Source organism: Bacillus sp. AFS015802, assembly GCF_002561455.1.
In the GTDB taxonomy this organism is placed as follows: Bacteria; Bacillota; Bacilli; order Bacillales; family Bacillaceae_B; genus Rossellomorea.
This window is the reverse complement of the sequence record NZ_NTUP01000014.1, coordinates 183,528-207,787: the sequence shown is the minus strand read 5'-3', so window position 1 is coordinate 207,787 and position 24,260 is coordinate 183,528. Positions and strand designations below refer to the sequence as shown.

Annotated in this window: 25 protein-coding genes; 1 reads left to right on the top strand and 24 read right to left on the bottom strand. The window is 47.7% G+C overall.

The features are described 5' to 3' along the window. Nucleotides 1-152 precede the first annotated feature (152 nt). The 4 genes from CN378_RS11345 to CN378_RS11330 form a co-directional block, all read right to left on the bottom strand. A complete protein-coding gene (locus CN378_RS11345; protein ID WP_257141103.1) occupies nucleotides 153-1,583 on the bottom strand; it encodes a sigma-54 interaction domain-containing protein in 1,431 nt (476 codons plus the stop codon). Between the two features lie 195 nt (nucleotides 1,584-1,778). Further along, complete coding sequence (lhgO, locus tag CN378_RS11340) at nucleotides 1,779-2,996, bottom strand: L-2-hydroxyglutarate oxidase (protein WP_098352004.1); 1,218 nt, start codon at nucleotides 2,994-2,996, stop codon at nucleotides 1,779-1,781. Between the two features lie 27 nt (nucleotides 2,997-3,023). Further along, nucleotides 3,024-3,959 (bottom strand): glutarate dioxygenase GlaH, encoded by a 936-nt coding sequence (glaH, locus tag CN378_RS11335; RefSeq protein ID WP_098352003.1) that lies wholly within the window; start codon nucleotides 3,957-3,959, stop codon nucleotides 3,024-3,026. 243 nt (nucleotides 3,960-4,202) lie between these two features. Next, nucleotides 4,203-4,541, bottom strand: coding sequence for a DUF3870 domain-containing protein (locus CN378_RS11330; RefSeq protein WP_483295080.1), 339 nt, complete (start codon nucleotides 4,539-4,541; stop codon nucleotides 4,203-4,205). Nucleotides 4,542-4,713: 172 nt separating this feature from the next. Between CN378_RS11330 and CN378_RS11325 the strand changes: the two genes are divergently transcribed. Further along, the gene (locus CN378_RS11325) at nucleotides 4,714-4,866 is read left to right on the top strand and encodes a Fur-regulated basic protein FbpA (protein WP_098352002.1); all 153 of its coding nucleotides are present in this window, start codon (nucleotides 4,714-4,716) and stop codon (nucleotides 4,864-4,866) included. A 53-nt stretch (nucleotides 4,867-4,919) separates the two neighbouring features. Here the strand turns inward: CN378_RS11325 and trxB are convergent, their stop codons facing one another. The 20 genes from trxB to uvrA form a co-directional block, all read right to left on the bottom strand. Continuing rightward, nucleotides 4,920-5,867 (bottom strand): thioredoxin-disulfide reductase, encoded by a 948-nt coding sequence (gene trxB / locus CN378_RS11320; RefSeq protein ID WP_098352001.1) that lies wholly within the window; start codon nucleotides 5,865-5,867, stop codon nucleotides 4,920-4,922. Nucleotides 5,868-6,016: 149 nt separating this feature from the next. After that, nucleotides 6,017-7,528 carry a tetratricopeptide repeat protein gene (locus CN378_RS11315; RefSeq protein ID WP_098352000.1) on the bottom strand — a complete coding sequence of 504 codons (1,512 nt, stop codon included), beginning with the start codon at nucleotides 7,526-7,528 and terminating at the stop codon, nucleotides 6,017-6,019. A gap of 122 nt (nucleotides 7,529-7,650) precedes the next feature. After that, complete coding sequence (gene hisIE / locus CN378_RS11310) at nucleotides 7,651-8,280, bottom strand: bifunctional phosphoribosyl-AMP cyclohydrolase/phosphoribosyl-ATP diphosphatase HisIE (protein ID WP_098351999.1); 630 nt, start codon at nucleotides 8,278-8,280, stop codon at nucleotides 7,651-7,653. Then, nucleotides 8,277-9,035 carry an imidazole glycerol phosphate synthase subunit HisF gene (hisF, locus tag CN378_RS11305; protein WP_098351998.1) on the bottom strand — a complete coding sequence of 253 codons (759 nt, stop codon included), beginning with the start codon at nucleotides 9,033-9,035 and terminating at the stop codon, nucleotides 8,277-8,279. Before hisF ends, hisIE begins: the two co-directional genes overlap by 4 nt. Then, nucleotides 9,029-9,763, bottom strand: a complete 735-nt coding sequence (gene hisA, locus CN378_RS11300) for a 1-(5-phosphoribosyl)-5-[(5-phosphoribosylamino)methylideneamino]imidazole-4-carboxamide isomerase (RefSeq protein ID WP_098351997.1) — start codon at nucleotides 9,761-9,763, stop codon at nucleotides 9,029-9,031. The genes hisF and hisA overlap by 7 nt, the downstream gene beginning before the upstream one ends. Continuing rightward, nucleotides 9,760-10,395, bottom strand: a complete 636-nt coding sequence (gene hisH / locus CN378_RS11295; RefSeq protein ID WP_098351996.1) for an imidazole glycerol phosphate synthase subunit HisH — start codon at nucleotides 10,393-10,395, stop codon at nucleotides 9,760-9,762. The genes hisA and hisH overlap by 4 nt, the downstream gene beginning before the upstream one ends. 3 nt (nucleotides 10,396-10,398) lie before the next feature. Next, nucleotides 10,399-10,983 (bottom strand): imidazoleglycerol-phosphate dehydratase HisB, encoded by a 585-nt coding sequence (gene hisB / locus CN378_RS11290; RefSeq protein WP_179884882.1) that lies wholly within the window; start codon nucleotides 10,981-10,983, stop codon nucleotides 10,399-10,401. Between the two features lie 56 nt (nucleotides 10,984-11,039). Further along, a complete protein-coding gene (gene hisD / locus CN378_RS11285; protein ID WP_098351994.1) occupies nucleotides 11,040-12,314 on the bottom strand; it encodes a histidinol dehydrogenase in 1,275 nt (424 codons plus the stop codon). Between the two features lie 171 nt (nucleotides 12,315-12,485). Continuing rightward, nucleotides 12,486-13,109 carry an ATP phosphoribosyltransferase gene (gene hisG / locus CN378_RS11280; protein ID WP_098351993.1) on the bottom strand — a complete coding sequence of 208 codons (624 nt, stop codon included), beginning with the start codon at nucleotides 13,107-13,109 and terminating at the stop codon, nucleotides 12,486-12,488. Further along, nucleotides 13,106-14,293, bottom strand: a complete 1,188-nt coding sequence (locus CN378_RS11275; protein ID WP_098351992.1) for an ATP phosphoribosyltransferase regulatory subunit — start codon at nucleotides 14,291-14,293, stop codon at nucleotides 13,106-13,108. The genes hisG and CN378_RS11275 overlap by 4 nt, the downstream gene beginning before the upstream one ends. A gap of 290 nt (nucleotides 14,294-14,583) precedes the next feature. Continuing rightward, the gene (locus CN378_RS11270; RefSeq protein ID WP_098351991.1) at nucleotides 14,584-15,123 is read right to left on the bottom strand and encodes an acyltransferase; all 540 of its coding nucleotides are present in this window, start codon (nucleotides 15,121-15,123) and stop codon (nucleotides 14,584-14,586) included. After that, nucleotides 15,120-15,770, bottom strand: coding sequence for a pyrophosphatase PpaX (gene ppaX / locus CN378_RS11265; RefSeq protein ID WP_098351990.1), 651 nt, complete (start codon nucleotides 15,768-15,770; stop codon nucleotides 15,120-15,122). The genes CN378_RS11270 and ppaX overlap by 4 nt, the downstream gene beginning before the upstream one ends. Next, entirely contained in the window at nucleotides 15,742-16,707 is a 966-nt protein-coding gene (locus tag CN378_RS11260) for a nucleoside recognition domain-containing protein (RefSeq protein ID WP_098351989.1), read from the bottom strand. Before CN378_RS11260 ends, ppaX begins: the two co-directional genes overlap by 29 nt. A 19-nt stretch (nucleotides 16,708-16,726) precedes the next feature. Beyond that, nucleotides 16,727-17,563, bottom strand: a complete 837-nt coding sequence (gene lgt, locus CN378_RS11255; RefSeq protein ID WP_098351988.1) for a prolipoprotein diacylglyceryl transferase — start codon at nucleotides 17,561-17,563, stop codon at nucleotides 16,727-16,729. A 64-nt stretch (nucleotides 17,564-17,627) separates the two neighbouring features. Then, complete coding sequence (gene hprK / locus CN378_RS11250; RefSeq protein ID WP_098351987.1) at nucleotides 17,628-18,563, bottom strand: HPr(Ser) kinase/phosphatase; 936 nt, start codon at nucleotides 18,561-18,563, stop codon at nucleotides 17,628-17,630. 164 nt (nucleotides 18,564-18,727) lie between these two features. Next, nucleotides 18,728-19,084 carry a phage holin family protein gene (locus tag CN378_RS11245; protein ID WP_098351986.1) on the bottom strand — a complete coding sequence of 119 codons (357 nt, stop codon included), beginning with the start codon at nucleotides 19,082-19,084 and terminating at the stop codon, nucleotides 18,728-18,730. Then, nucleotides 19,084-19,287 carry a PspC domain-containing protein gene (locus tag CN378_RS11240; protein WP_098351985.1) on the bottom strand — a complete coding sequence of 68 codons (204 nt, stop codon included), beginning with the start codon at nucleotides 19,285-19,287 and terminating at the stop codon, nucleotides 19,084-19,086. Before CN378_RS11240 ends, CN378_RS11245 begins: the two co-directional genes overlap by 1 nt. Before the next feature lie 21 nt (nucleotides 19,288-19,308). Then, on the bottom strand, nucleotides 19,309-20,436 hold the full coding sequence (locus tag CN378_RS11235; RefSeq protein WP_098351984.1) for a DUF4097 family beta strand repeat-containing protein: 1,128 nt from the start codon (nucleotides 20,434-20,436) through the stop codon (nucleotides 19,309-19,311). 22 nt (nucleotides 20,437-20,458) lie between these two features. Continuing rightward, a complete protein-coding gene (locus CN378_RS11230; RefSeq protein WP_098351983.1) occupies nucleotides 20,459-20,773 on the bottom strand; it encodes a magnetosome magnetite crystal formation protein family in 315 nt (104 codons plus the stop codon). A gap of 606 nt (nucleotides 20,774-21,379) precedes the next feature. Beyond that, complete coding sequence (uvrA, locus tag CN378_RS11225; RefSeq protein WP_098351982.1) at nucleotides 21,380-24,253, bottom strand: excinuclease ABC subunit UvrA; 2,874 nt, start codon at nucleotides 24,251-24,253, stop codon at nucleotides 21,380-21,382. Nucleotides 24,254-24,260 lie beyond the last annotated feature (7 nt).

Genomic DNA, 24,260 nt, shown 5'->3' with positions numbered 1-24,260 from the left:
CTTGATTCAATTGTGTATCGTTTGATTTATTTTTGAATCGAATGATGATTATGCCCATACCTTTTATCAAAAAAGGCCAATTCAAAGAACTTACTAATCTTTGAATTGCCCTATATCTTTTTTAAAAGAGTTGGAGCACCCTAAAACGATTTCTACTCTTTTATTTTTAATTTATACTTTTTCAATTTTCTAACTATTGTAGGCTGACTTGTACCTAAAGCCTCTGCTATTTCATATGTGGTATGACATGTATTAACAGCAAGCGAAAGCACTTTTTCTTCCGCTATTTCCACCGCTTCTTTTAGTGTCATCAGCTCTGTAAATACCAAACTTGAATTGTTGGATTCTTTATATTCTATAGGAAGATCCCGTACGGTTAATTCCTGCCCTTGAGTGGTGAGTACCATCCGTTCGATCAGATTAGAGAGTTCCCTGACATTTCCGGGCCAATTGTAGCGGTAAAAGAAATCGTTCAGTTTTACATCGATTGTTTTATCTTTCCCGTACTTGTGATTCGTCTGCTGTAAAAATAGTTGAATCAGTGGCAGAATATCATCTCTTCTCCCCTTCAGCGGAGGGATTGCTATAGGGATCACGTTTAATCGATAATACAAGTCTTCCCGAAACTCACCATTTTGCACCATCTCTTTTAAATTACGATTCGTGGCGGCAATGATCCGTACGTTTACTTTCTTTGATTTAGTGGCCCCCACTCGACGTATCTCTTTTTCCTGAAGCGTCCTTAAGAGTTTCACTTGCAGTGCCAGCGACAATTCACCCACTTCATCCAGAAAAAGAATCCCGTTATCCGCAAGCTCGAGCATCCCCTGCTTTCCCTTTGCATTCGCCCCTGTAAATGCCCCGCCTTCATATCCGAATAGCTCTGACTCTAAAAGATCGGGAGGAATGGCCCCACAATTAAGTTTAATGAACTCCCCCTGCTTAGCCCTTATACTTTGGCTATAAATAAATTTAGCCAATACGTCTTTCCCCACACCCGTTTCCCCTAAAATCAATACTGTGGCATCTACATCGGCAATGCGTTCTGCCATCTCATAAATCAGCTTCATTTGATGGCTTGCAATCACCACATCTCCATCTCTTTTGGTTACCCCTTTTAATCGTTCAATTTCCTTTTTGTAGCTGTCATTTAATTCATTCGCCTTTTTTAATGCCGTTTGCAACTCATTCAGTTCTGATAAATCCCGTATGTTGGTGACTACTTTTTCTATTTCGCCATCATCATTAATGACTGGATTACCGGTGATCAGGGTTTCTTTCCCTGAGTAATTATATTGAATCGTAGAAACAGACCTCTTTTGTTCGATTACTTTCTGGGTGACGGAACTCTTTAGAATTCCCCTTTTCATCAAAGCATCCACACTTTTACCTATGTAATATTGTTTTGGGATACCTGTAATCCGTTCTATTGCAGAGTTCGTTTTAAGGGTCACTCCATTTTTATCCGTAATGTAGATGACATCGTATGAGCTTTCAATAATTGCCTCTAGTTCACGATTCAACGTCCTTAGCTCTTTTAATTCCTGTGTGACTTGTTCTAATTCGGATAATTCCGTACTCACGACAGCCTCCACCTTTCAATTGACACGTATATTTCGATAAACTTAGTTGTATTTCTTCTTATTTCTCCAAAAATCCCAAAATACCTCCCGTTTCGATCAATCTATGAGAAATGGCATATAGGAAGAAAGGATGAAGGCGGGAAAGAGAAACAGGACCCCATTATATAATAGGGCCCTGCGTTTAGGAGTCTCGGATTAAGAATGGATAAAAACCCTTGGACTCATTTCAAGTTCAGGCACTTTATCAGCAATGGCTTTTCCTATAGGGAAACATGCAGTGGCTGCCGGTGAGGGGGCATTGCAGACGTGAATGCTTCGTTTACCTGGAACAATGAAGAAATCGTCGACCAATGTTCCATCTGATTGAAGGGCCTGCGCCCTCACACCGGATGAGGCCGGTACAAGATCTTCTTCCTGAACGGAAGGAATCAGTTCCTGAAGACTTTTGACAAATGCCTTCTTACTATAGGATCGCCACATTTCCTTGGCGCCTTCTTTCCAATACTTTGAGGCCAGCTTCCAGAATCCTTTATATGTCATCACTTCTGAAAGATCCTTCACATCGAAATCCGTCTTTTTGTACCCTTCCCTTTTCAAACTGAGCACAGCGTTCGGACCCGCTTCGATCCCTCCCCCGATCATTCTTGTAAAATGAACGCCCAGGAATGGAAAATCAGGATTTGGCACAGGGTATATCAGATTTTTTACTAGATGATGCTTTTCAGGTATTAATTCGTAATACTCCCCTCGAAAGGGAATGATCTGCAAATCTATTTCTACTCCGGCCATCTTTGTCACCCGGTCGCTTTGCAGCCCCGTGCAATTGACTACATATTTTGTCTGAAAAGTCTTTTTGTCTGTTACGATCTCAACGTTGTGGTCATGCTCCATCACTTGTTTGACTTCTGTATTTAAATGCAGCTCTGCTCCACGTTGCGTTAAGTCATGCACCATCTTCTCACAGACTTGTTTATAATCAACAATACCCGCTTGGGGTACCTTTATCGCTTTTATTCCTTTCACATAAGGTTCTTCTTCCTTAATCTGTTCCTCACCAATCAGCGAAAGGTCCAGCCCATTTGCCATCCCGCGTTGGAACAAATTTTCAAGCTGCGGCAGTTCAGATGGTTTCGTAGCCACAATCACCTTGCCACATTGATCATAATCCACCCCATGTTCCCGGCAGAACTGAATCATTTGTCTGCTTCCCTCCGTTGCAAACTTTGCTTTTAAACTGCCTGGTTTGTAATAGATCCCGGAATGGATGACGCCGCTATTATTCCCGGTTTGATGCCGGGCCCAGGCGCTTTCCTTTTCTAACACAGCAAGATTCGCATGAGGGAAACGCCTGCTTAATGAGAAGGCTGTTGATAAACCAACAATGCCTCCTCCAATGACAATGATATCTTTCATTCTTTTCCCTCCTAATGGCAGCTGCTCTCAGACTTTTGCAAAGTATCCTCTTTGTCTTAATAATTCACGGTATAAACTTGGATTTTTTTCAAATGCTGCTCTTCCGTGGAGCCAGAAATGATTGTTGATCATCACGATGTCACCTATCGGCAGGGGCAGTGCAATTGTAGCGGCACTGTTCTCCATGGAGTCGGAAAGTTCTTTTAAATACGTTGCTTGTTCTAACGTTGCTGGATAAGCGAACTGGTCAATGAAGCAGATGCAGGGTTTCCCATTTTGTTCATAGAAGGTTTGATTGTAGACCGTTTGACTTACGTTTTTACTTGAAGGTGCTTTGTATTCAATTCGCGCCGTCGCCAAGGGATGGTTTGAGAAACGATCTAGGTCCTCCCAATCGTCTAAATGAAGCAACCGGGATTCTCCTCCAACGGCATTCTCTTCAGCGAATTTCATCATCAACAGCCAGTCCGTCGGCTCATCCACAAACGTACCATCAGTATGCAATGTGAATAAACGATAAGCCTGGCGCAGGTATGAATCGCTGCTGTCCGTGTCTTTTACATTAAACCTTGCGTAGTAGGTGCTGGACATGGCATCGAAGTTGACTCCCCCTACCAGATGGGTAAGGGCTGTGGAGAATTTAACATAATCTTGATCAGACACCGTTTGGTTCTGCATCCCAATGGTGAATCCTCCTGATGTTCGATCATGTAAAATGGAACGGATCGTTTCTACAAACGTTTCACCTGCCAATTTCTGCAGCCGTTCAGCCAACACCAATCTCATATATGGGACATATTCCAACTGCTGAGCATTCACATCCTGATTCTGTTCCAAAAATGTGCGAAGTACTCCGTTACCCACTTCGATGGAGTAAAGGCGATGATGATAAGGATGCTCCTTCACCTCAAATGTATCGTATTTACCCGTAAAAGATTTTAAACCCTCTTGAATCACGTTCATGTTTTCTCCTCCTTTTTCATTTAAGCAATAAAAATAGCCAGCTATATCAATCCTTGCACACACGTATGCAAAGAATATGATATAACTGGCTACGGCCTACTTACGGCTTCTGACAGGAAGTCCGATAGGCTTAACAGTTAATTTTAGTTATGGCTAGTGAAATAAATTACTGATCATGGAAGGGGAACCTTCCTAGGAGTAATCTGATAACTATAGTGTATTAAACCATCAGAGCTTTGTCAATTATTTATTAGAAAATTCTAATTTTTCTTTCTGATTGATGTAAAGATATTGTTTATAAGCATCTTTTACGGCAGCAACCAGTGCCGATTGGGCTTTGCCGTGGTAATGTCCCTCAATCTCTTCAATGATAGGTTCAAGACCATCAAGCAAACTATGTCCTTTCAGTAATTGATCCAAGAACTTTTGGGCATGACCGGTCGCAAGTGTACAGGATGCATCGAGAATCACCCAGTATGTTAAATCCGTCTCTAATGTAATCGTTAATGTTTGATGAATGTCACTTGCGGCCATCCCCTGGGGCAGCTTGGCATGGCCAGCCAGCATGACTGTTTTTTTCAATGCGAGACCTCCTTGTTCGTATGCTAATAAACATATGTTAACTTTCCTTATTAAAGGATTCGGCACTGTATTCTTAATCCCTTTATCTCTGGAAGAAAAACTAACAAAGTAGATGTTTTCCCATTCCACTCCCCTTACACTATCAATAAGAATCCAAAAGGAGTGAACACATATGCCATTTTTGCGTGAAGCCGTTGAACGGCAGAGGCAGCAGTTTATCCGTCGGTTGGTAGAAGCGGGTGTTTACAAGCCATGTGATGAAGGTTTGAAGAAGCTGACGCTGAGTGAGTTGGTGTATGTGTTTAACAAGCATAAGAAGGATTGAAGCATACAAAAAAAGCCTTACAAAAGGAATCCCTTTCGTAAGGCTTTCTTACATTAACCGTTTTTGACTTTTTCTTTCAGCTCTTCGATATAGTGCTGAGCCGTTTGAGCGGCGATACTTCCGTCACCGGTCGCTGTCACGATTTGACGGAGTTGTTTCTCACGGACATCACCGGCAGCAAAGATTCCAGGAACCTTTGTTTCCATTTGCTCGTTCGTTTCGATGTATCCTTCGGAGTTGATTATTCCAAGGTTTGCAAACGGCTTCGTCAACGGAAGCATTCCGATGTAGATGAAGACGCCATCCGCCTTGAACTCTGTTTCTTCCCCGTTTTCAGTGGATACAAGGGTCACGCTTCCCACTTTACCGTCTTTGTCGTTGATTTCCTTTATGGTGTGATTCCAGATGAAATCCACTTTCTCGTTATCAAACGCGCGCTGTTGCAGGATTTTTTGGGCACGAAGCTCATCACGGCGGTGAACGATGGTCACTTTGTTAGCGAATCTTGTCAGGTAAACCCCTTCTTCCACGGCAGAGTCCCCTCCGCCGACGACGACGAGGTCTTTTCCTTTAAAGAATGCTCCGTCACACACGGCACAGTAAGATACTCCGCGTCCGCCAAGTTCTTTTTCCCCAGGGACACCGATTTTCTTATATTCTGCACCCGTTGTGATGATCACGGCACGTGCTTTGAATTCCTTGGAACCGGTCTTGACGATTTTGAAATCCTCACCGTCGACGATTTCCTTGATATCTCCGTACGCGTATTCCGCACCGAATTTCTTCGCATGGTCGAACATTTTATTAGAAAGGTCAGGTCCCAGGATATGGTCGAAGCCAGGATAGTTTTCCACTTCTTCCGTATTCGCCATTTGCCCGCCCGGCACTCCTCTTTCAAGCATCAGCGTTGAAAGACTGGCACGGGACGTATAAACGGCTGCAGTCATACCTGCAGGGCCTGCTCCTACAATGATTACATCATAGATTTTTTCTTCAGACATCAGACATTCTCCTTCCGAAAACAGTCGTAAGCTTTATTTCAATCGTATGGATAGCAAGCGAAATAAGTGCTCAGGGAGCCTTCCATCCATAGTATTTACTTCCTACATCCATCCTATAAAAAATAGGGGCGCATCGTCCAAAAATATGCTCAAGGCAGGTAGCTTTCCACGACCGCTATATATTTTGTCAGCGTACTTGTGGATAAGTTGAACCGATCGCAAAGCTCTTTCTTCGTCACCTTTTCATTCCGGAGACGATTCCAGACAAATTCGGTTGCCGCTGCGAAGGCTTTGGCGTTCTTGAAGGTTTCCCTTTCCTTGATCCCCCGGTAGGCAATCGTGAACCATGTAAGGAACAGACCTGATTCCACGCTGGTGATCGGACGGTGATTCCCATAAAGGTGAAGGGCGACCTCATGCATATTCCGGATCTCCTGGTTCACTTTGATTGCGCTGTTCCCGTGACTGTTCAATACCTGGGCGAGATAAACCTTCTCGACAATCGACAGTTCCTCAACATCACAAAAGTCTGCGTGCGTGAGGATAGCCCGTTGATTATCAGAGATGGACGTCAGGAAGAGCCCGAATAATTTCTCTTCCGTATAGTCGCTTTGAAGCTTTTTTAAAATCGATGTGACATGATTTTCAAAGCCCTCTGCCTTTTTCTTATCGTTCCAAGGCTCCAGCCCTTCTTTTTCAGGATTGATTTCCAATACCTTTTTCCACGCTGAGCGGGCTGTATCCCCGTGTCCCGTTTCATAGGCAGAATAGGACAGCCAGTAATAAAAGCTCGCATCCCCTTCAAAGCCGATCTTCTGAAGATACTTCAACCAATCATACGCCTTCTTCGAATGACCGATCAGGGCAAACGTCGCCCCGAGCTTATAACGGTGCTCATGAAGCAGGGGACGGACCTTCTCAAGCCCCTGAATCAATTCATCAAGCTCGTCATGGCGCTTCTGATAGAAATAAAAGACCGCTGTGTTGCACAGGGCATGGAGATTTCCCGGATTCTTCTCAAGCACCTCTTCCAAGGTCTCCGACGCCTTATCCACTTCCCCCAGATAGAAGTAGGCCAGGGCAAGATTGTTATAAGCGGACCAAAATTCCGGATAGTCCCTTATGACTCCCTGCAAGGTATCCACAGCCTTCTGGAAATGACCGGATTCGAGAAGCTCCCTTGCTTTTTCCTGCTGGACGATGAGCTCATCATGCTCATATAAATCGTCCACAATCAGGTCGGAATCGAGTTCCAGAAGCTCCAATAAATCTTCGGCATCCTCGACGAATTCACCATATTCTTCTTTATTCAAGTATGTCGAAACCTGTTCGTACGCCTCTTTAAATAAGCCAAGATGGGCATAGTTATTGGCCAAGAAATAATGGCACTCCGTCATATGGGGATCAAGATCCTCTAGTATGTTATGCAATAAATCATTGGAACGCTTGTATTCACCAAGCTCTGTATACACAATCGATAATTGACAGGCAATCATCGGTTCGATCGGTTCTAATTGAAATGCTCTATTTAAATATTTTAATGATTTCTTAAGCTCACGACGTTGATAAGCTTTCATCCCTTTGTTGTAGTAATACTCTCCAGTCGGGACAAAAGACAACACTTTCGCTTCTTCACTACTTAATTTTGACCCTTTTCTCATCAAAGTCCTCCGAAACGTTCATAGTATAACTACAGTAGTATATCATACAATACCCCCGTACTAAACTACCATATTTTGAGGGACGGACCTTTGCGCGTGCGCAAGGTCCGTCCCTCCGGATGTTATTTATTATGACGTTCCACGAGGACACCTAACACCTCTTCGAGTGGAAGTTTTTGTTCCCTCAGCAGGACGAGGACGTGGTAGAAGAGGTCTGCGACTTCCCATTTCAGTTCTTCACTGTCCCTGTTTTTGGCGGCGATGATCACTTCTGATGCTTCTTCGCCTACTTTTTTAAGGATTTTATCGACGCCTTCTTCAAAAAGGTATGTCGTATAGGCACCTTCAGGCCGCTCGATTTCGCGATTTTCAATAAGCTTCTCAAGGGTCAGGAGGATGTTTTCCCTTGAGGACCTCTCCTCACCATACACCCCTTCATGGAAGCAGCTTTCTTCACCTGTATGACAGGCAGGTCCTTTTTTATCGACAAGAACCAGGATGGCGTCACGATCGCAATCCCATGAGATGTTTTTGACGGTCTGGGTGTTCCCGCTTGTTTCCCCTTTATGCCACAGCTCCTGGCGTGAACGGGAGTAAAACCACGTTTCTCCCGTCTCCACCGTCTTCTTAAGAGACGTTTCATTCATGTATGCCAGTGTTAAAACCTCTTTTGTCGAAGCGTCCTGGATGATGGCAGGTACCAATCCTTTATCATCGTACTTCACGGATGCGATCCAATCTTCATTTGTCATCGTACATGCACCTCCTGCTCTCTTAAGTAGCTTTTTACTTCTTCAACGCTTGTTTCTTTATAGTGAAAAATGGAGGCGGCAAGGGCCGCATCGGCTTTGCCTTCTGTGAATACTTCCTTGAAGTGACCGGCATTTCCTGCGCCGCCGGATGCAATCACCGGTATCGAAACCGCTTCGCTGACTGCCTTTGTCAGTGCCAGATTGAACCCCTGCTTTTCTCCGTCACTATCCATGCTGGTCAGTAGGATTTCCCCGGCACCGAGGGACTCGACTTCCTTCGCCCATTCAACGGCATCGAGGTCTTTCAGCTTTCTGCCCCCATGGGTGTATACCTTAAAGCCCTTACTCTCTTCATCATATTTGGCATCGATCGCCACGACGATACATTGTGAACCGAAATAATCCGCTCCTTCACGGACAAGCCCGGGCCGCAGCACGGCTGCCGTGTTAAGGGAAACCTTGTCCGCACCGGCGCGCAGGATCGCTTTCATATCCTCCACTGAATTGATCCCGCCGCCGACCGTGAACGGGATCGCCAATTCCGCTGCCACGTGCTGCACGACTTCGACCATCGTTTTGCGGCCTTCGTGTGAGGCGGAGATATCGAGGAAGACCAGTTCATCCGCCCCCTGCTCGTCATACACTTTGGCAAGTTCGACGGGATCTCCCGCATCACGCAGTTCCACAAACTGAATTCCCTTTACCACCCTGCCGTCCTTCACATCCAGGCAGGGAACGATCCGTTTCGTTAACATGATTTCACCTCATTTACAGCCTCACTCACCGTGAACTTCCCGGTATAAAGGGATTTTCCGCAAATGGCTCCGGAAACGCCCCGGCTTTCGTATTGTTTCAACGTTTTCAGATCCTCCAGTGAACTAATGCCGCCAGACGCAATCACTGATTTTCCTGTTTTTTCGGCAAGCTCGACAACCGCTTCAACATTTGGACCAGATAGCATTCCGTCTGTGGCAATATCGGTGAATATGAATGTTTCCGCACCGGCTTCAGCCAGCTCTTTTCCAAGGTCGACCGCTTTGAGGCCAGACGTCTCCAACCAGCCATGAGTCGCCACATAGCCATTCTTTGCATCGAGCCCGATGGCAATCTTATCACCATATTCTGAAAGCCATCCTTTTACTAACTCAGTGTCGGAAACGGCGATGCTGCCAATGATGACCCGGTCGACACCCCGGTTTAAATAGTGCTCGATATCCTCTTTTGTACGGATACCTCCACCGATTTGTACCTTTGCATCGAGTTTTTCCGCAACGGCAATCACGAATTCATCATTGATCCGGGAGCCTTCCTTGGCCCCGTCTAGGTCCACCATATGAATCCACTCGGCCCCTTCATCGGCGAATTTCTTTGCCATATGGTACGGGGAGTCACCGTAAACCGTTTCCTGATTATAGTCCCCTTGCACCAATCGTACGCACTTTCCGCCCCGCATATCGATGGCAGGATAGATCGTAAAACTCATGAGACCCTCTCCTTCACCCGTTTTGTAAAGTTTTCTAACAGCTGCATCCCCAGTTCCCCGCTTTTCTCCGGGTGAAACTGCATGCCGTATATATTGTCACGGCTGACGACGGCCGGTATTTCAACTCCTGCATAATCAGCGCTTGCCACAACCACGTCTTGTGATCCTTCGTGCACATAATAAGAATGAACGAAGTACACATAGCCCTCGGTCAACCCTTGTAAAAGGGGGGAATCTTCCTGGAAGCGGATCAGATTCCATCCCATGTGGGGAACTTTATAGGCATTTCCCTGACTGTCCTGTTTCGGGATGTGAAGCACTTCCCCGGGCAGCAGAGCCAATCCTTTGGTTGTCCCATTCTCCCTGCTTTCTTCAAACAGGAGCTGCATCCCCAAACAAATGCCAAGAAGCGGCTTCCCGCTTTGGGAGAACGTGAGGATGGTTTCTTTCAAATGGGTCGTCTCGAGAAGATTCATGGCGTCTTTAAATGCCCCGACTCCAGGTAAAATCAATCCGTCCGCTTTCAATAACTCCTCTTGTACATCACTGATGAAATAAGGGACGTTCAATCGCTCCAGTGCTTTACTGACGCTGAACAGATTCCCCATTCCATAATCCACAATGCCGATCATGAATTATAACATTCCCTTCGTCGATGGAATCCCTTTAACACGTGGATCGATCGTGGTCGCTTCATCCAGGGCACGTCCCAGTGCTTTGAAGATCGCTTCAATGATATGATGCGTATTGTGACCGTAGTGGACGATGACATGAAGGTTCATCCTCGCTTCCAGGGCAAGCTTCCAAAGGAATTCGTGAACAAGCTCCGTATCGAAGGTCCCGACTTTCTGACTCGGAAGTTCTGCACGGAATTCAAGGTGAGGGCGGTTACTCAGGTCCACCACGACCTGGGCGAGGGCTTCATCCATCGGGACCATGGCCGATCCATACCGCTTGATGCCTTTCTTGTCTCCGAGTGATTCAAGCAATGCCTGTCCAAGGCAGATCCCGATATCCTCTGTCGTGTGGTGATCGTCGACCTCCGTGTCCCCGTTTGCCTCAATCGTACAATCGAATTGTCCATGCTTCGTGAACAGATCCATCATATGACTCATGAACGGGACCCCTGTCTCGATCCTCGAATTCCCTTCCCCATCGATGCCAAAACTCAACCGGATATCTGTCTCATTCGTCTTACGTACAATCTCTGCACTTCTCACCATGATGTCCTCCTTTTTTTGGAGGGACGGACCTCTGTGAGCTCCGTCCCTCTTCTCTATTTCTCTTTATCGAATCGTATCTCCACTGCCCTTGCATGGGCTTCTAATCCCTCTAAACGGGCAAGCTTCGCAATTTTTTCATAGTTTTTCTGCAGTGCTGTTTCACTATAGGAAATGACACTCGTCTTTTTCATGAATTCATCCACGTTCAATGGACTTGAGAAACGGGCGGTCCCGTTCGTCGGCAGGACGTGATTCGGTCCTGCGAAATAATCCCCGACGGGCTCCGAGCTGTGTCGTCCAAGGAAGATCGCTCCGGCATGACGGATTTTCGCCATCGTTTCAAACGGCTTTTCGGTCAGGATTTCTACGTGTTCCCCGGCAAGCTGATTGACCACTCCGATCCCTTCTTCCATGTCCTTCGTCACATAGATCGTACCGAAATCGGTGATGGACTGTCGGGCGATCTCTTCCCGGGGGAGGGTCGTCAACTGGCGTTCCACCTGAGCGGACACTTCCTCGGCAAGCGCTGATGAATCCGTGACGAGTACCGCTGAAGCAAACACGTCATGCTCTGCCTGGGAGAGAAGATCCGCGGCGATTTCATCGGCACGCTGATGCTCATCGGCCAGGATCACAATTTCACTCGGACCGGCGATCATATCGATATCCACATCGCCGAATACTTCCCGTTTGGCCAGGGCGACGTAAATGTTTCCCGGTCCCGTTATTTTATCCACAGGCGTGATGGATTCCGTTCCATACGCGAGTGCGGCTACGGCTTGGGCGCCGCCAACTTTAAAGATCTCTTCCACGCCCGCCACTTTTGCTGCCACAAGTACGCCTGGAGATAAACGTCCATCCTTACCGGGAGGGGAAACCATCGTGATCCGTCCGACTCCGGCTACCTTTGCCGGAAGGACATTCATCAGGACCGAGGACGGATAAGCTGCCGTCCCACCCGGTACGTACACGCCAACCGAATCCAGGGGCGTGAGCTTCTGACCGAGCATCGTGCCGTCCTCATCCGTTGTGAACCATGAGGACCTCTTTTGCTGAGCGTGAAAGTCACGGATGTTCTCTGCCGCCTCTTCAATGATCGAGATCATCTCCGGATCGAGGGACGAGAACGCCTCCTCTATCTCACTCTCGGACACTTTGTAATTCTCTAATCGGATGCCATCGAATGTCTCCGTATAGTCCCGGACCGCTGCATCGCCATCCTTCTGCACAGAAGCAATGATCCCCTGGACCGCCCTGCGCTGCTCTTCCGTTCCACTATCCACAGAGCGCCTGATCGACGCCCCGCCTATATCACTGATAATCTTCATCACATTCACCAACCTTCAGTGAGGGACGGACCTGCTTTGCAGCCCTTTTCCCCCTATGTAATCTCTATTTGGAGGGACGGACCTCGATTTCCAACGAGCATCCGGCCCGATAACGCCGCAAACATTTGTAAACTCATACTTCCGGACCCCTTCAGGCGAGGTCCGTCCCTCTTACCCGATGATGCGTGTGAGGCGGGTGACGAGGTCTTCGATTTTTTCGTCTTTCATCCTGTAGCTGACGGGATTGACGATGAGGCGTGAGGTGATGCCGACGATGGTTTCGTATTCCACCAGTCCGTTCTCTTTCAGCGTCCGCCCCGTCGAAACGATATCGACGATCCGGTCGGCCAGTCCGATTAGTGGGGCCAGTTCGATGGAACCGTTCAGCTTAATGATTTCCACCTGCTCACCCTGCTCACGGAAATAGGAGGAAGCGACATTTGGATATTTGGTTGCGATCTTTGGTGCCACATCGCTCATTTTCGTATCCGGCAGCCCCGCTACCGCCAGGTAACATCCACTGATCTTTAAATCAAGAAGCTCGTAGACATCCCTTTCTTCTTCGAGCATGACGTCCTTTCCGGCAATTCCCAAGTCAGCAACCCCATGCTCCACGTAGGTCGGAACATCCATGGGCTTGGCGAGGATGAAACGCAGGTCCTCCTCGGGCACTTCGATGATGAGCTTTCTCGAATCATCAAATTCAGGCGGCAGATTATAATCCGCCTTCCTTAATAGTTCCACTGCTTCTTCGAATATCCTGCCTTTAGGCATGGCAATCGTCAAACCGCTCATGATGTTTCACCGCCTTTTCGATCCTGTCCCACAACGAAATGGACATTGCTGAACCCCTTCGTGAATTCGTCCACATCTCCTACGCCCTTCCAGTTCTGAAGCACAACCTCGACTCCTTCCTTTCTCAGCTCACGTGCGAGGCCGATCGCTTCTTTCCTGCGCTCATCACTGAACAGCACACACTGTTGAAGAGTGGAGGATAATTCAACCTGCAGGGCTTCCAGTACATAATCTAGACGTAATCCGAAGCCCGTGGCCCCGGAATTCTTCCCGAACTTTTCGAGGAGCTTATTGTAGCGTCCTCCGTTTCCGATGGCAAAGCCGACATTTTCCCCGTACACTTCAAATAATATCCCGGAATAATAGCTCATGTGGCTCACCAGGCTCAAGTCGAATTTCACATATTGCTCGACTTCATAGTCTTTTAAAATACTCCACAAATCTTTCAGCTGTTCCAATGCCCGCAGTCCTTTTTCTCCTTCAAGTAGACCATGGGCCTCATTTAGGACATCTTCGGATCCGCGTAGCTGCAGGAACCGGAAAAGCCGCTGCTTATCAATGGACGAAAGGGCCAGTTCATCGACATGATGTCGGTAGCCCACATAATTCTTCTCATATAAGTATCTTCTTAACGTATCCGCCCGTTCTTCCGTCCCGACGATTTGAGTGAACAGCTCACGGACAAATCCGATATGGCCGATGGAGATCTTGAAGTTCTCGAGCCCCGCTTCTTTCAGTACGGATACCATCAGGGCGATCACTTCGGCATCGGCGCTGACGGAATCGTCCCCGATGCATTCAATCCCGACCTGTTCGAATTCCGCGGGCCGCCCGCCTTCCCGCTGCTGGGCCCGGAAGACTGAATTAGAGTAAGCAAGTCTCAGAGGCGCTTCATCCTTCAATAATTTTGACGCGGCAATCCTGGCGATCGGCGCGGTCATATCGGGCCTTAATACGAGTGTGTGGCCCTGTTGATCCAGTAGCTTGAATAGCTGCTGATCGAGGATTGCCGAGGCTTCTCCGACCGTTTCATAATATTCAAGGCTTGGGGTTTCAATGAACCGGTAGCCCCACAGCTTCATGGCCTGCTCCATTTTCTTTTTCGTCTGGTCTTTGATTTCATATAAATCAGGAAATGTATCTCTCATTCCCAATGGCTTCTCGAACATAAATAACTTAGTCATAAGAACCACCTTTGGCGTATTAATTCGTCTATTTTTCCCAGAAAGGGGGATTGCTACTACTTCTCGATTATTCAGAAATCCTTTAGTTCGCTAATGTGCTAATAAAATAAAGTTATTTGTAGTGTAGCGTTTCTTTTTTTATTCGTCAACCGTTTTGACGGGAGTAATTTTCGGGGGTCGATCGTTCGTGTCGCAGCGGCCTTCTCATTCATCCCACCTTCGAATGCGCTTTCATCGTGTATCATACAAAAAAGGCAAAGACAGTATCCGCTCTATCTTTGCCTTTTCCCTTATTCTTCTCTTTTCAATCCGTAGATGACATCTTCCCGCCAACGTTCGGCTAATTCGTCTTTTGTGTAGATGACTTTCATCGGGTTCCCCCCGACGAAGGCACCGGCGGGAACATCTTTATGTACAAGGGTGCCCGCTGAGACGATGGCACCGTCACCGATTTTCACTCCCGGTAACACCGTCGTGTTGGCACCGATCATCACTTCCGAACCGATTTCCACTTCACCGAGGCGGTATTCCTTGATCAAATATTCATGGGCAAGGATCGTTGTGTTATATCCGATGACCGTGTTCCGTCCCACCGAAATCTTCTCTGGAAACATCACATCCAGCATCACCATCAGGGCAAACGAGGTATGCTCCCCGATCTTCATCCGCAAAAACGTCTTATACAGCCAATTCTTAATACCTAAAAATGGGGTGTAGCGCGCGAGCTGGATGACGATGAAATTTTTGACGACCTTCCCGAATGGAACGGTCTTGTACACATGCCAGAGGGAGTTTGCTCCTTCTACAGGATAGCGGGTCGTCCGTCTCATGCAGTCGGGGCTCCCACGATGGCCAATAAATCTTTCATGTTTTCAAGCATGAAGTCCGGCTCGTAATGGGCTAGATGCTCTCTTCCCTTCGCACTCCAGGCGACACCCGCCGACAGGACACCGGCATTTTTACCGGCCAAGATGTCGTGATGATTGTCTCCGATCATGATGGCCTCTCCCGGCGAAGACCCGAGTGCGATCAATGCTTTCTCGATCGGTTCGGGATGGGGCTTCGCGTTCTCGACTTCATCAAGGGTGATGATGACTTCGAAGAACGGACGAAGGTTCATCAGGTCCAGACCTTTCAGCACCACATCACGGACCTTCGTCGAGACGATGGCCAGTTTGTAGCCATTGTCGTAAAGCGTCTTCACGGTTTCATACACTCCCTCAAACTCTGTTACGAGGGCGTCATGATGTTCATGATTGTAGGCACGGTAGTGGGCACACATTTCCTCCATCTTATCAGGATTCAATCCACCGAATGACTCTTCAAGGGGCGGTCCCATAAAAGGGTGAACGTCTTTTTCCTCATATTGCCCCGGGTAGTAATGATTCAATGTATGCAAAAAGGATGAAATGATCAGATCATTCGTGTTGATCAGTGTTCCATCCAAGTCAAATAGTATTGTTGTAATCCTGCTCATAATGCAGCTCCTTTACTTTCTTAGCATCGACTTTGTTCCAGAAATACGCCACCGCCATGGTTAACAGGATGGCGGTCACCAGCCTGATCAAAAGGAGGGGCAGTACGGGTATGCCGAGGGGGATGAAAATCAGTGTATCTTCCACCACTGCGTGGCACGCCACTAAAAAGATGAAGGCGATTGTCACATCTTTCTTGCTGACCCCGTCTTCCTTGACGGCCTGGATCATCACCCCTGCCCCGTAGGCAAGACCGATGACGAGTCCCGCCACCATCGTCGACGAGGTATTCTCATTCATACCGAGGGCACGCGTGGCAGGGGACATCCAGCGGGAAAAGACGTCCATCCATTTCAAGTCTTTCATGACCTGAATGACCATCATGAGGGGAATGACGATCAGGGCCAATTGCAGGACACCGAATCCTGCTTTTTCAAGGCCAAGCAACAGGATCTCCCCCCATCCATCCGGTTCCGCCTGCTGAGGGGGCATCATCCCGTATTTGGCGATTTCCGATCCGCCACTCCATACAAGATTGATCACCACGGCAGACAAGAGGGCGAGCCCGATCCTTACGGCAACAATCAGCCAGATCTTCACGCCCACTTTTGATGCGACCGTCGACTCGATGAACAGATTATGGGAGAACGAAAGCATCACCGCAATGATGAATACTTCCTTCACCGTCAAATCAAGGGACAAAATCCCCCCGATCCCCGCATAAAGGTTCAGGAAATTCCCCAGGACGAGGGGAATCGCCGCATCACCGGATAAGCCGAGAAGCTTCATGAACGGAGAGATTCTCTCCATGATCCAGGGAAGGACAGGTGTGTATTGAAGCAAAAACACGATCAGCGTGATCGGGAAGATGACTTTCCCCAACGACCACGTTGTTTTCAATCCAGTCAGTCCGCCATTTTTCAAAGATGACATCCTCATACTCCTTACTCCCCTTCTGTTAAGCGTTCACTGTATCCGTCTTCTCATCATATGCCTTTTTCGCAAGACCCGCTTTTCTTCTGTAAAAGAATACAGCGACCGCGGCAATGATCAGGATGACAGAAATCACCTGTGCGAATCGGAAAGACCCCATCATCAGACTGTCCGTCCGGAGTCCCTCTACATAGAAACGGCCGATGGAATACCAGACCACATACGTAAGGAACAGTTCTCCCCGGCGCAGCCAGCCCGCTTTTCTTCTCAGGATAAGCAGAAGGATCAACCCAGCAAAACTCCACAGGGATTCATACAGGAAGGTAGGGTGATAATACGCTCCGTCGATGTACATTTGATTGATGATGAAGTCTGGAAGCTTGAGGTTTTCAAGGAATGCCCGGGATACTTCACCGCCGTGGGCCTCCTGGTTCACAAAGTTACCCCAGCGTCCGATCGCCTGACCCAGGATGATGCTCGGGGCCGCAATATCCGTCAATTTCCAGAAAGACAGCCCCTTTATTTTCGCAAAAACAAACGTCGTCAGGACCGAACCGATCAGCGCGCCATGAATGGCAATCCCGCCGTTCCAAACTTTGATGATATCCCCGGGATGATCTGCATAGTAATTGTCCCACTCGAAAACGACATAATAAATACGGGCACAGATGATGGCGATCGGGATCGCCCACACGAGCAAATCGATGAAGGTATCGGGATGAAGGCCTAAACGCTTGCTCTCACGAATGACTAAATAAAGTCCCAATGCAATCCCAAGTCCGATGATGACTCCGTACCAGTGTACCTGGATCGGTCCCAATGAAATGGCAATGGGATCGATTGGCGTAATGTTCTCGTTCATTTTGTCTCTCCTTTTTCTCCTTTAAGATGCCATGATCGTTAAAGCGATATAATTTATGTAAAGCTTAGATATCTTCATTCTCCCCGTCTTCAATCACATCGGCGAGACGATTCGTAAATTGCTCGGCTGCATTGACGCCCATACGTTTCAGGCGGAAATTCATGGCTGCCACCTCGATGATGACGGCAAGATTTCGTCCAGGACGGACCGGTACGGTATATTTGGTGATATCCGTATCAATGATCTTCATTTTCTCTTCTTCGAGTCCAAGGCGGTCGTACTGTTTCGCTTTATCCCAAAGCTCCAGGTTGATGCACAGGGTAATACGCTTGTAGCTGCGCACCGCTCCGGCACCGAATAGCGTCATGACATTGATGATCCCCAGACCGCGGATTTCCAGAAGATGCTCGATCAACTCAGGGGAGCTGCCGATTAACGTATCCATATCCTCCTGTCTGATCTCCACACAATCATCCGCTACCAGGCGGTGTCCCCTTTTCACAAGTTCAAGGGCGGTCTCACTTTTCCCGACGCCGCTTTTCCCGGTGATCAACACCCCTACCCCGTAGATATCGACCAATACACCGTGAATGGCTGTTGTAGGAGCAAGCTTACTTTCCAAATAATTGGTCAGTCTTGAAGAAAACCGTGTCGTTTTCATCGACGAACGCATGACGGGGACATCATAGCGGTTCGCAGCTTCCACAAGCTCATCCGGTATCTCCAGGTCCCTTGAAATGATGATGCCTGGGGTGATATCCGTGCAGAGTGCTTCCATTCTGCGTTTGCGTTCCGCTTCGTCCAACAGCTCCAGGAAGGATAACTCGGTTTTCCCCAGTAATTGAATGCGTTCTGCAGGATAGTAGTTGAAATAGCCGGCCATCTCGAGTCCGGGGCGGGAAATATCACTCGTCGTAATGGGTCTATGTAAACCTTCTTCTCCGCCGACAAGCTCCAAATTAAACTTCTCGACGATATCTTTTGTGCGAACTTTTGCCACAAGCAGCTCCTCCTTCACATTACACTCACTTCATATTTATATGCGTACTCTAACCTATTTTAGCAATTATGGAGAAAAGCGCAAGGCGGCTTGCTTCTAACTCATTTGTTTTATAAAAGAAAGACCCTGCCTCATGAATCGAGACAGAGCCTTTCCATTATTTCTTATTTCTCTTTCATCGGTTCGAGCACCGCTTTTTGGATCACGAGATTGGCAAGTGACAGAATGATCGATGCCAGAAATGCCATGCCAAAACCTGATAGCTCAAAGCTGCTTCCCATCAGGCCATCCGTCAACAGTAACGTAATCGCATTGATGACGAATAGAAACAGCCCCAGGGATAAAATCGTGACGGGCAGTGTGAGGATGATCAAAATCGGCTTCACGAGCACATTCAGGATCGACAGGATAAAGCTCGCTCCTATCGCAGCCCCGATACCGGACACTTCGAATCCCTCAAAAAAACCGGCCAATGCAATAAAAATGACTGCATTGATTAAAATTCCAATAATCCATCTCATTATCTGATGGCTTCCTCCTCATGCGGCAGCACGAAGGCCAATAAACCATATACGATACCGAGCGGGAAAAACCCCGTTGGAATGAGGAGGATGATGAAGATCACCCTCAGGATTGTTGAATCGATCCCTGCATAACGGGATAATCCACCGATCACTCCCGCCAGCTTCCGGTCAGACCTTGATCGTGCTAAACGTTTTTTCATCGTTATTCCTTCTTTCTCATCTTATGCGTTGTCCTTATTAACATTCTTCTGTTCATGCTTTTTTATGAGGACAGATCCTGCTTTTGTTTCCGCAAAAAGATGAAGCTTATCCAGTGAGTCCATTTTCCGACTGAAACGGATCGATTTTTGGACCACTTCATTTTTTTCTTCTAATACATCAATACCCTCCAGTTCAACCTTAAAACTACCGAAGTTCGATTTGGCCTCCCCGGAAATATTGATGTTTTCAGGAACGAATAAATCAATATTGCCGGTCACCGTTTTAGCGTGCACCGTGTCGGCTTTCTCCCCGGTCAGGGCACAAACAATGTTTCCATTCAAAGATTGCACATCAGAATAGGAAATATCCCCTTCGACCTGGACCTTGCCGTTAATGGATTCCGCTTCTACGTGGTCGGCTTTTGCGTTGAAGATGAAAATCGCACCGTTCGAGGTTTCCACCTCGGCTTTCTTTGTCGTCAGGTGATCGATATGGATCTTTCCGTTCGCCGCCTTGGCACGAAGATCCTGAACTTCAAGATGATCGGCTTTCAAGCCTCCATTGAATAACCGGACCGATATCCTTTTATATTGATGCTTCGGAATGTAAAGCTTGGAATCCACTTTCATCCACTTTAACTGCGTCGAGTAATAAAGCGTATCCCCGTCGATGGCGAAGGACGTATTTTCCATGAACTGCTTCCTCGCCTCTTCATGATCTTCCGTACGATAAACCTTGGCGTCGCATTCCACACGGACTTCCTCACCGTCCCACGGAATGAGCTCCACCTTCCCATTGGCCACGTCGATGTCCATTTTGTCGAAATCCGTATTTGGCTGTTGGTAGACATGAGATAATTCAACCGACTGATTCCATTGGAAGTCAAAGTCGAAATTCTTGATTTTGTTTAACGCCGAATTCATGAAATCAAGGAGCTTATCTTTCGGATTCCCTGTATGGGAAGAGTGATCTTTTTCACCCTTTTTCTCATCCTGAAAGATGGATACAAAGTCATCAAGAAAATCCTTCTCTTTCGGCTTGGATGAATTCGGTGTTTTATCAAGTGCTTCCAGTAATGCCACTGCTTCCTGTGCCGAAATCGTCCCATTTTCCAACATATCCAAAATGCGTTTGCGTTCTTCATTCATACTCTTTCATCCCCTTTACTGATTATAAAAGTACTTTGATGCCCTTATACACATTCCAAATGACCACGACAACACTAACTAATATGGCTAAACCGATCATGATGACGGTGAAAACCGGCAGTCCCGCACCACTCGCGAAAACCCCCATATCCATAACTAAGCCCGCAATGACAAGGGGAACCGCGATGACCGGTAATAAGTGAGATAAAAACGCTGCTTTTGCATCCTTTTTCACGTAAGGGTTATCTGATACAAAATACACGATCAAGGGAAAAAGAAAGCCGGCAAAAAATATACTAAAATAGCACAGGGCTGATAATACCTTATTGGTCTCCATCTTAATCATCTCCTCTACTATTATTTACGATACGTTGGGCAAAAGGTTTCAATGCATTTGCTTATAATCTTATTTTCTCATATGGGAGGTGTTCTTCACTCCATCTTGAGGCTGAGTTTGGGTAGGTATGGAGAGGTGTTTGGGTGGTATCCATTTTAACAGGGCTTCATTTGTTGGCTTTCTTAATGAAGCTAGTACTGGTTGATTTCCGCTGCAGGTGCTCGCTTTCCGCGGGGCGTGAGTTGAGCCTCCTCGGGCTAAAGCCCTGCGGGGTCTCAACTGTCTAGCTCCGGCGGCTAGCCCCTCGAGGTCATAAGCTAAATGGTCTAAGAAGGCAAATAGCGCCTTCTTAAGCCCATTCATCTTATGCTTGTCGGGGCTGTGCGAGCCGCCTGCGCTTTTCGTGCTTTCCAGCTTTCCCGCAGGAGTCGAGCACCTTCCGCTTCAATCAACTTGACAAGCAGATGTTTCTCAACCCTGATACTCTGACATCATTTTAAAAAGAGTATACAGAAAGTCCATCCCTCTTATATAGAGGTGTAGTTGAAACTTACTGCCATGTTCATTTCAAAAAAAGAGAGATGCGCTATGCATCTCCCTTCATCGTTAGTTTGTCACTTCTTCTTTTTCACGGATTTTCTTTTTCATCCGTTCACGGTCGCGTTCGAGTACGGGCTTGAGGTATTTACCTGTGTATGAGCCTTGTACTTCGGCGACTTTTTCGGGGGTGCCGGTGGCGACGATTTTACCGCCTTTGTCCCCGCCTTCAGGACCAAGGTCCACAAGGTAGTCAGCTGCCTTGATGACATCGAGATTGTGTTCGATGACCAGGACAGTATCCCCGTTTTCAACGAGACGTTGAAGAACGACGAGGAGGCGGGCGATGTCGTCCACATGAAGACCCGTCGTCGGCTCATCCAGAATATAGAGAGAGCGTCCCGTCGAGCGGCGATGCAATTCAGATGCTAGCTTCACACGCTGGGCTTCCCCGCCTGATAAGGTGGTAGCCGGCTGACCCAATGTAATGTAGCCGAGACCAACATCAAAGATCGTCTGCAGCTTCCGCTTGATCTTTGGAATATTTTCGAAGAATTTCACTGCGTCTTCGACGGTCATTTCAAGGACGTCTGAAATATTTTTATCCTTGTATTTCACCTCAAGGGTTTCCCGGTTGTATCGTTTCCCGTGGCACACTTCGCACGGAACGTACACATCAGGAAGGAAATGCATTTCAATCTTAATGATCCCGTCCCCGCGGCAGGCTTCACAGCGGCCGCCTTTTACGTTAAAGCTGAAACGGCCCTTTTTATAGCCCCGGACTTTCGCTTCGTTGGTGGTGGCGAATACATCACGGATATCATCGAATACACCGGTATACGTAGCCGGATTGGATCTCGGCGTGCGGCCGATCGGTGATTGGTCGATATCAATGACTTTATCAAGATGTTCGATCCCCTTCACTTCTTTATGCTCTCCCGGCTTCGATTTCGCATTATGAAGCTTCTGAGCAAGGGACTTGTGGAGGATTTCGTTGATCAGCGTACTTTTCCCTGATCCCGATACCCCGGTCACAGCGGTGAAGATCCCCAGGGGAAGCTTGACCTTGACGTTGTTCAGGTTATTTTCCTTGGCTCCCACAATCTCCAGGTAACGGCCGTCGGGATTGCGTCGTTCCTGTGGAAGGGGGATGAATTTCTTCCCTGACAAATACTGACCGGTCAATGAGCCCGGATCATCCATTACTTCCTGCGGGGTTCCAGCCGATACGACCTCTCCACCATGAACACCCGCTCCCGGTCCGATATCGATCAGATAATCCGCTGCCATCATCGTATCTTCATCATGCTCGACGACGATCAAGGTATTACCGATTTCACGCATATTCTTCAACGTGTCGATCAGACGGTCATTATCCCGCTGATGCAAGCCGATGGATGGTTCGTCCAGAATGTAGAGGACACCTGTCAGACGGGAACCGATTTGTGTCGCCAGACGGATCCGCTGGGCCTCCCCACCCGATAACGTCCCTGCCGCACGGCTAAGCGTCAGGTACTCGAGTCCCACATTGACAAGGAAGCCAAGCCGTTCGCGGATCTCCCGCAAAATAAGGTTGGCAATCTTCATATCTTTTTCAGAGAGTTCGAGACTTTGGAAGAACTGCTCCGCTTCTTCAATCGAAAAAGCCGTTACTTCCCCGATGTGAAGGGAATCGACCTTCACGGCGAGACTCTCTTCCTTCAGACGGTGGCCGTGACATGTTGGACAGTCCTGCTGTGCCATGTACTTTTCCATCTGCTCCCGGATATAGTCCGAGCTCGTTTCACGGTAGCGTCTTTCCACATTCGGGATGACCCCTTCGAAACGAAGATAGTTTTCCCGGACCTGTCCGAAATCGTTCTCGTATCGGAAGTAGATCTCATCCTTACCCGATCCGAAGAGGATCTTATCCATCTGATGTTTCGGGATATCCTTCACGGGGATATCCATGGGAATTTCATAATGGTCGCATACCGCTTTCAGAAGGGATGGATAGTACTGAGAGCTTGTCGGTTCCCAGGGAGCGATCGCATGTTCATTGAGGGTGCGGTCCCAATTGGGGATGACGAGCTCCTTATCCACCTCAAGCTTTGTCCCGAGGCCGTCACAGCTCGGACAGGCTCCGAATGGACTATTGAAGGAAAACATCCTTGGTTCAAGCTCCGTGATCGAGAATCCACAATACGGGCATGCATGATGTTCACTGAAAAGAAGCTCATCTTCTCCGATTACATCGATGATCACCTGTCCATCTGCCAGTCTCAGTGCCGTTTCAAGTGAGTCGGAGAGGCGGGCAGCCACTCCTTCTTTCACTACGATCCGGTCGATGATCACTTCGATGGAGTGCTTCTTATTTTTTTCTAAAGAGATTTCTTCTCCTAGATCCTGGACCTCCCCGTTTATCCGGACCCGGACGAATCCCTGCTTCTTGATATCTTCAAGGGTTTTCACGTGGGTCCCTTTTCGGCCCGACACAACAGGTGCCAGGACCTGCAGTTTGGTTCTCTCCGGATATTCCATGACCCGATCCACCATCTGTTCGATCGTCTGGGAGGTGATTTCGATTCCGTGATTCGGGCAGATCGGTTTTCCGACCCTGGCAAACAACAATCGGAGATAATCATAAATTTCGGTTACCGTCCCCACTGTTGAACGGGGATTTCGGCTCGTCGTTTTTTGATCGATGGAAATGGCCGGCGACAATCCTTCGATCGCGTCGACATCCGGTTTATCCATCTGCCCCAGGAATTGACGGGCATAGGCAGAAAGGGATTCCACATAACGTCTCTGCCCCTCTGCATAAATGGTATCAAAGGCAAGGGACGATTTCCCCGATCCTGAGAGTCCCGTTAATACGACCAGTTGATCCCGTGGGATGTTAATATCTATATTTTTTAAATTATGAGCTCTAGCTCCTTGTACGATTATTTGATCCTGCGCCATGATTCGT

Coding starts and splice junctions, on each gene's coding strand:
- hisH (WP_098351996.1), bottom strand. CDS start 10,395: ATGATCGGCATTGTGGATTATGGAATGGGGAATCTGTTCAGCGTCAGT.
- ppaX (WP_098351990.1), bottom strand. CDS start 15,770: ATGAGCAGGATTACAACAATACTATTTGACTTGGATGGAACACTGATC.
- hisD (WP_098351994.1), bottom strand. CDS start 12,314: ATGAAGATTATCAGTGATATAGGCGGGGCGTCGATCAGGCGCTCTGTG.
- hisIE (WP_098351999.1), bottom strand. CDS start 8,280: ATGACAAATGAAGATTGGATCGCATCCGTGAAGTACGATGATAAAGGA.
- hisF (WP_098351998.1), bottom strand. CDS start 9,035: ATGTTAACGAAACGGATCGTTCCCTGCCTGGATGTGAAGGACGGCAGG.
- hisA (WP_098351997.1), bottom strand. CDS start 9,763: ATGAGTTTTACGATCTATCCTGCCATCGATATGCGGGGCGGAAAGTGC.
- CN378_RS11245 (WP_098351986.1), bottom strand. CDS start 19,084: ATGAGATGGATTATTGGAATTTTAATCAATGCAGTCATTTTTATTGCA.
- CN378_RS11230 (WP_098351983.1), bottom strand. CDS start 20,773: ATGGAGACCAATAAGGTATTATCAGCCCTGTGCTATTTTAGTATATTT.
- uvrA (WP_098351982.1), bottom strand. CDS start 24,253: ATGGCGCAGGATCAAATAATCGTACAAGGAGCTAGAGCTCATAATTTA.
- CN378_RS11240 (WP_098351985.1), bottom strand. CDS start 19,287: ATGAAAAAACGTTTAGCACGATCAAGGTCTGACCGGAAGCTGGCGGGA.
- CN378_RS11270 (WP_098351991.1), bottom strand. CDS start 15,123: ATGAGACGGACGACCCGCTATCCTGTAGAAGGAGCAAACTCCCTCTGG.
- glaH (WP_098352003.1), bottom strand. CDS start 3,959: ATGAACGTGATTCAAGAGGGTTTAAAATCTTTTACGGGTAAATACGAT.
- CN378_RS11275 (WP_098351992.1), bottom strand. CDS start 14,293: ATGACTAAGTTATTTATGTTCGAGAAGCCATTGGGAATGAGAGATACA.
- CN378_RS11260 (WP_098351989.1), bottom strand. CDS start 16,707: ATGAGGATGTCATCTTTGAAAAATGGCGGACTGACTGGATTGAAAACA.
- lgt (WP_098351988.1), bottom strand. CDS start 17,563: ATGAACGAGAACATTACGCCAATCGATCCCATTGCCATTTCATTGGGA.
- hisG (WP_098351993.1), bottom strand. CDS start 13,109: ATGAGCGGTTTGACGATTGCCATGCCTAAAGGCAGGATATTCGAAGAA.
- trxB (WP_098352001.1), bottom strand. CDS start 5,867: ATGTCTGAAGAAAAAATCTATGATGTAATCATTGTAGGAGCAGGCCCT.
- lhgO (WP_098352004.1), bottom strand. CDS start 2,996: ATGAAAGATATCATTGTCATTGGAGGAGGCATTGTTGGTTTATCAACA.
- CN378_RS11315 (WP_098352000.1), bottom strand. CDS start 7,528: ATGAGAAAAGGGTCAAAATTAAGTAGTGAAGAAGCGAAAGTGTTGTCT.
- CN378_RS11325 (WP_098352002.1), top strand. CDS start 4,714: ATGCCATTTTTGCGTGAAGCCGTTGAACGGCAGAGGCAGCAGTTTATC.
- CN378_RS11235 (WP_098351984.1), bottom strand. CDS start 20,436: ATGAATGAAGAACGCAAACGCATTTTGGATATGTTGGAAAATGGGACG.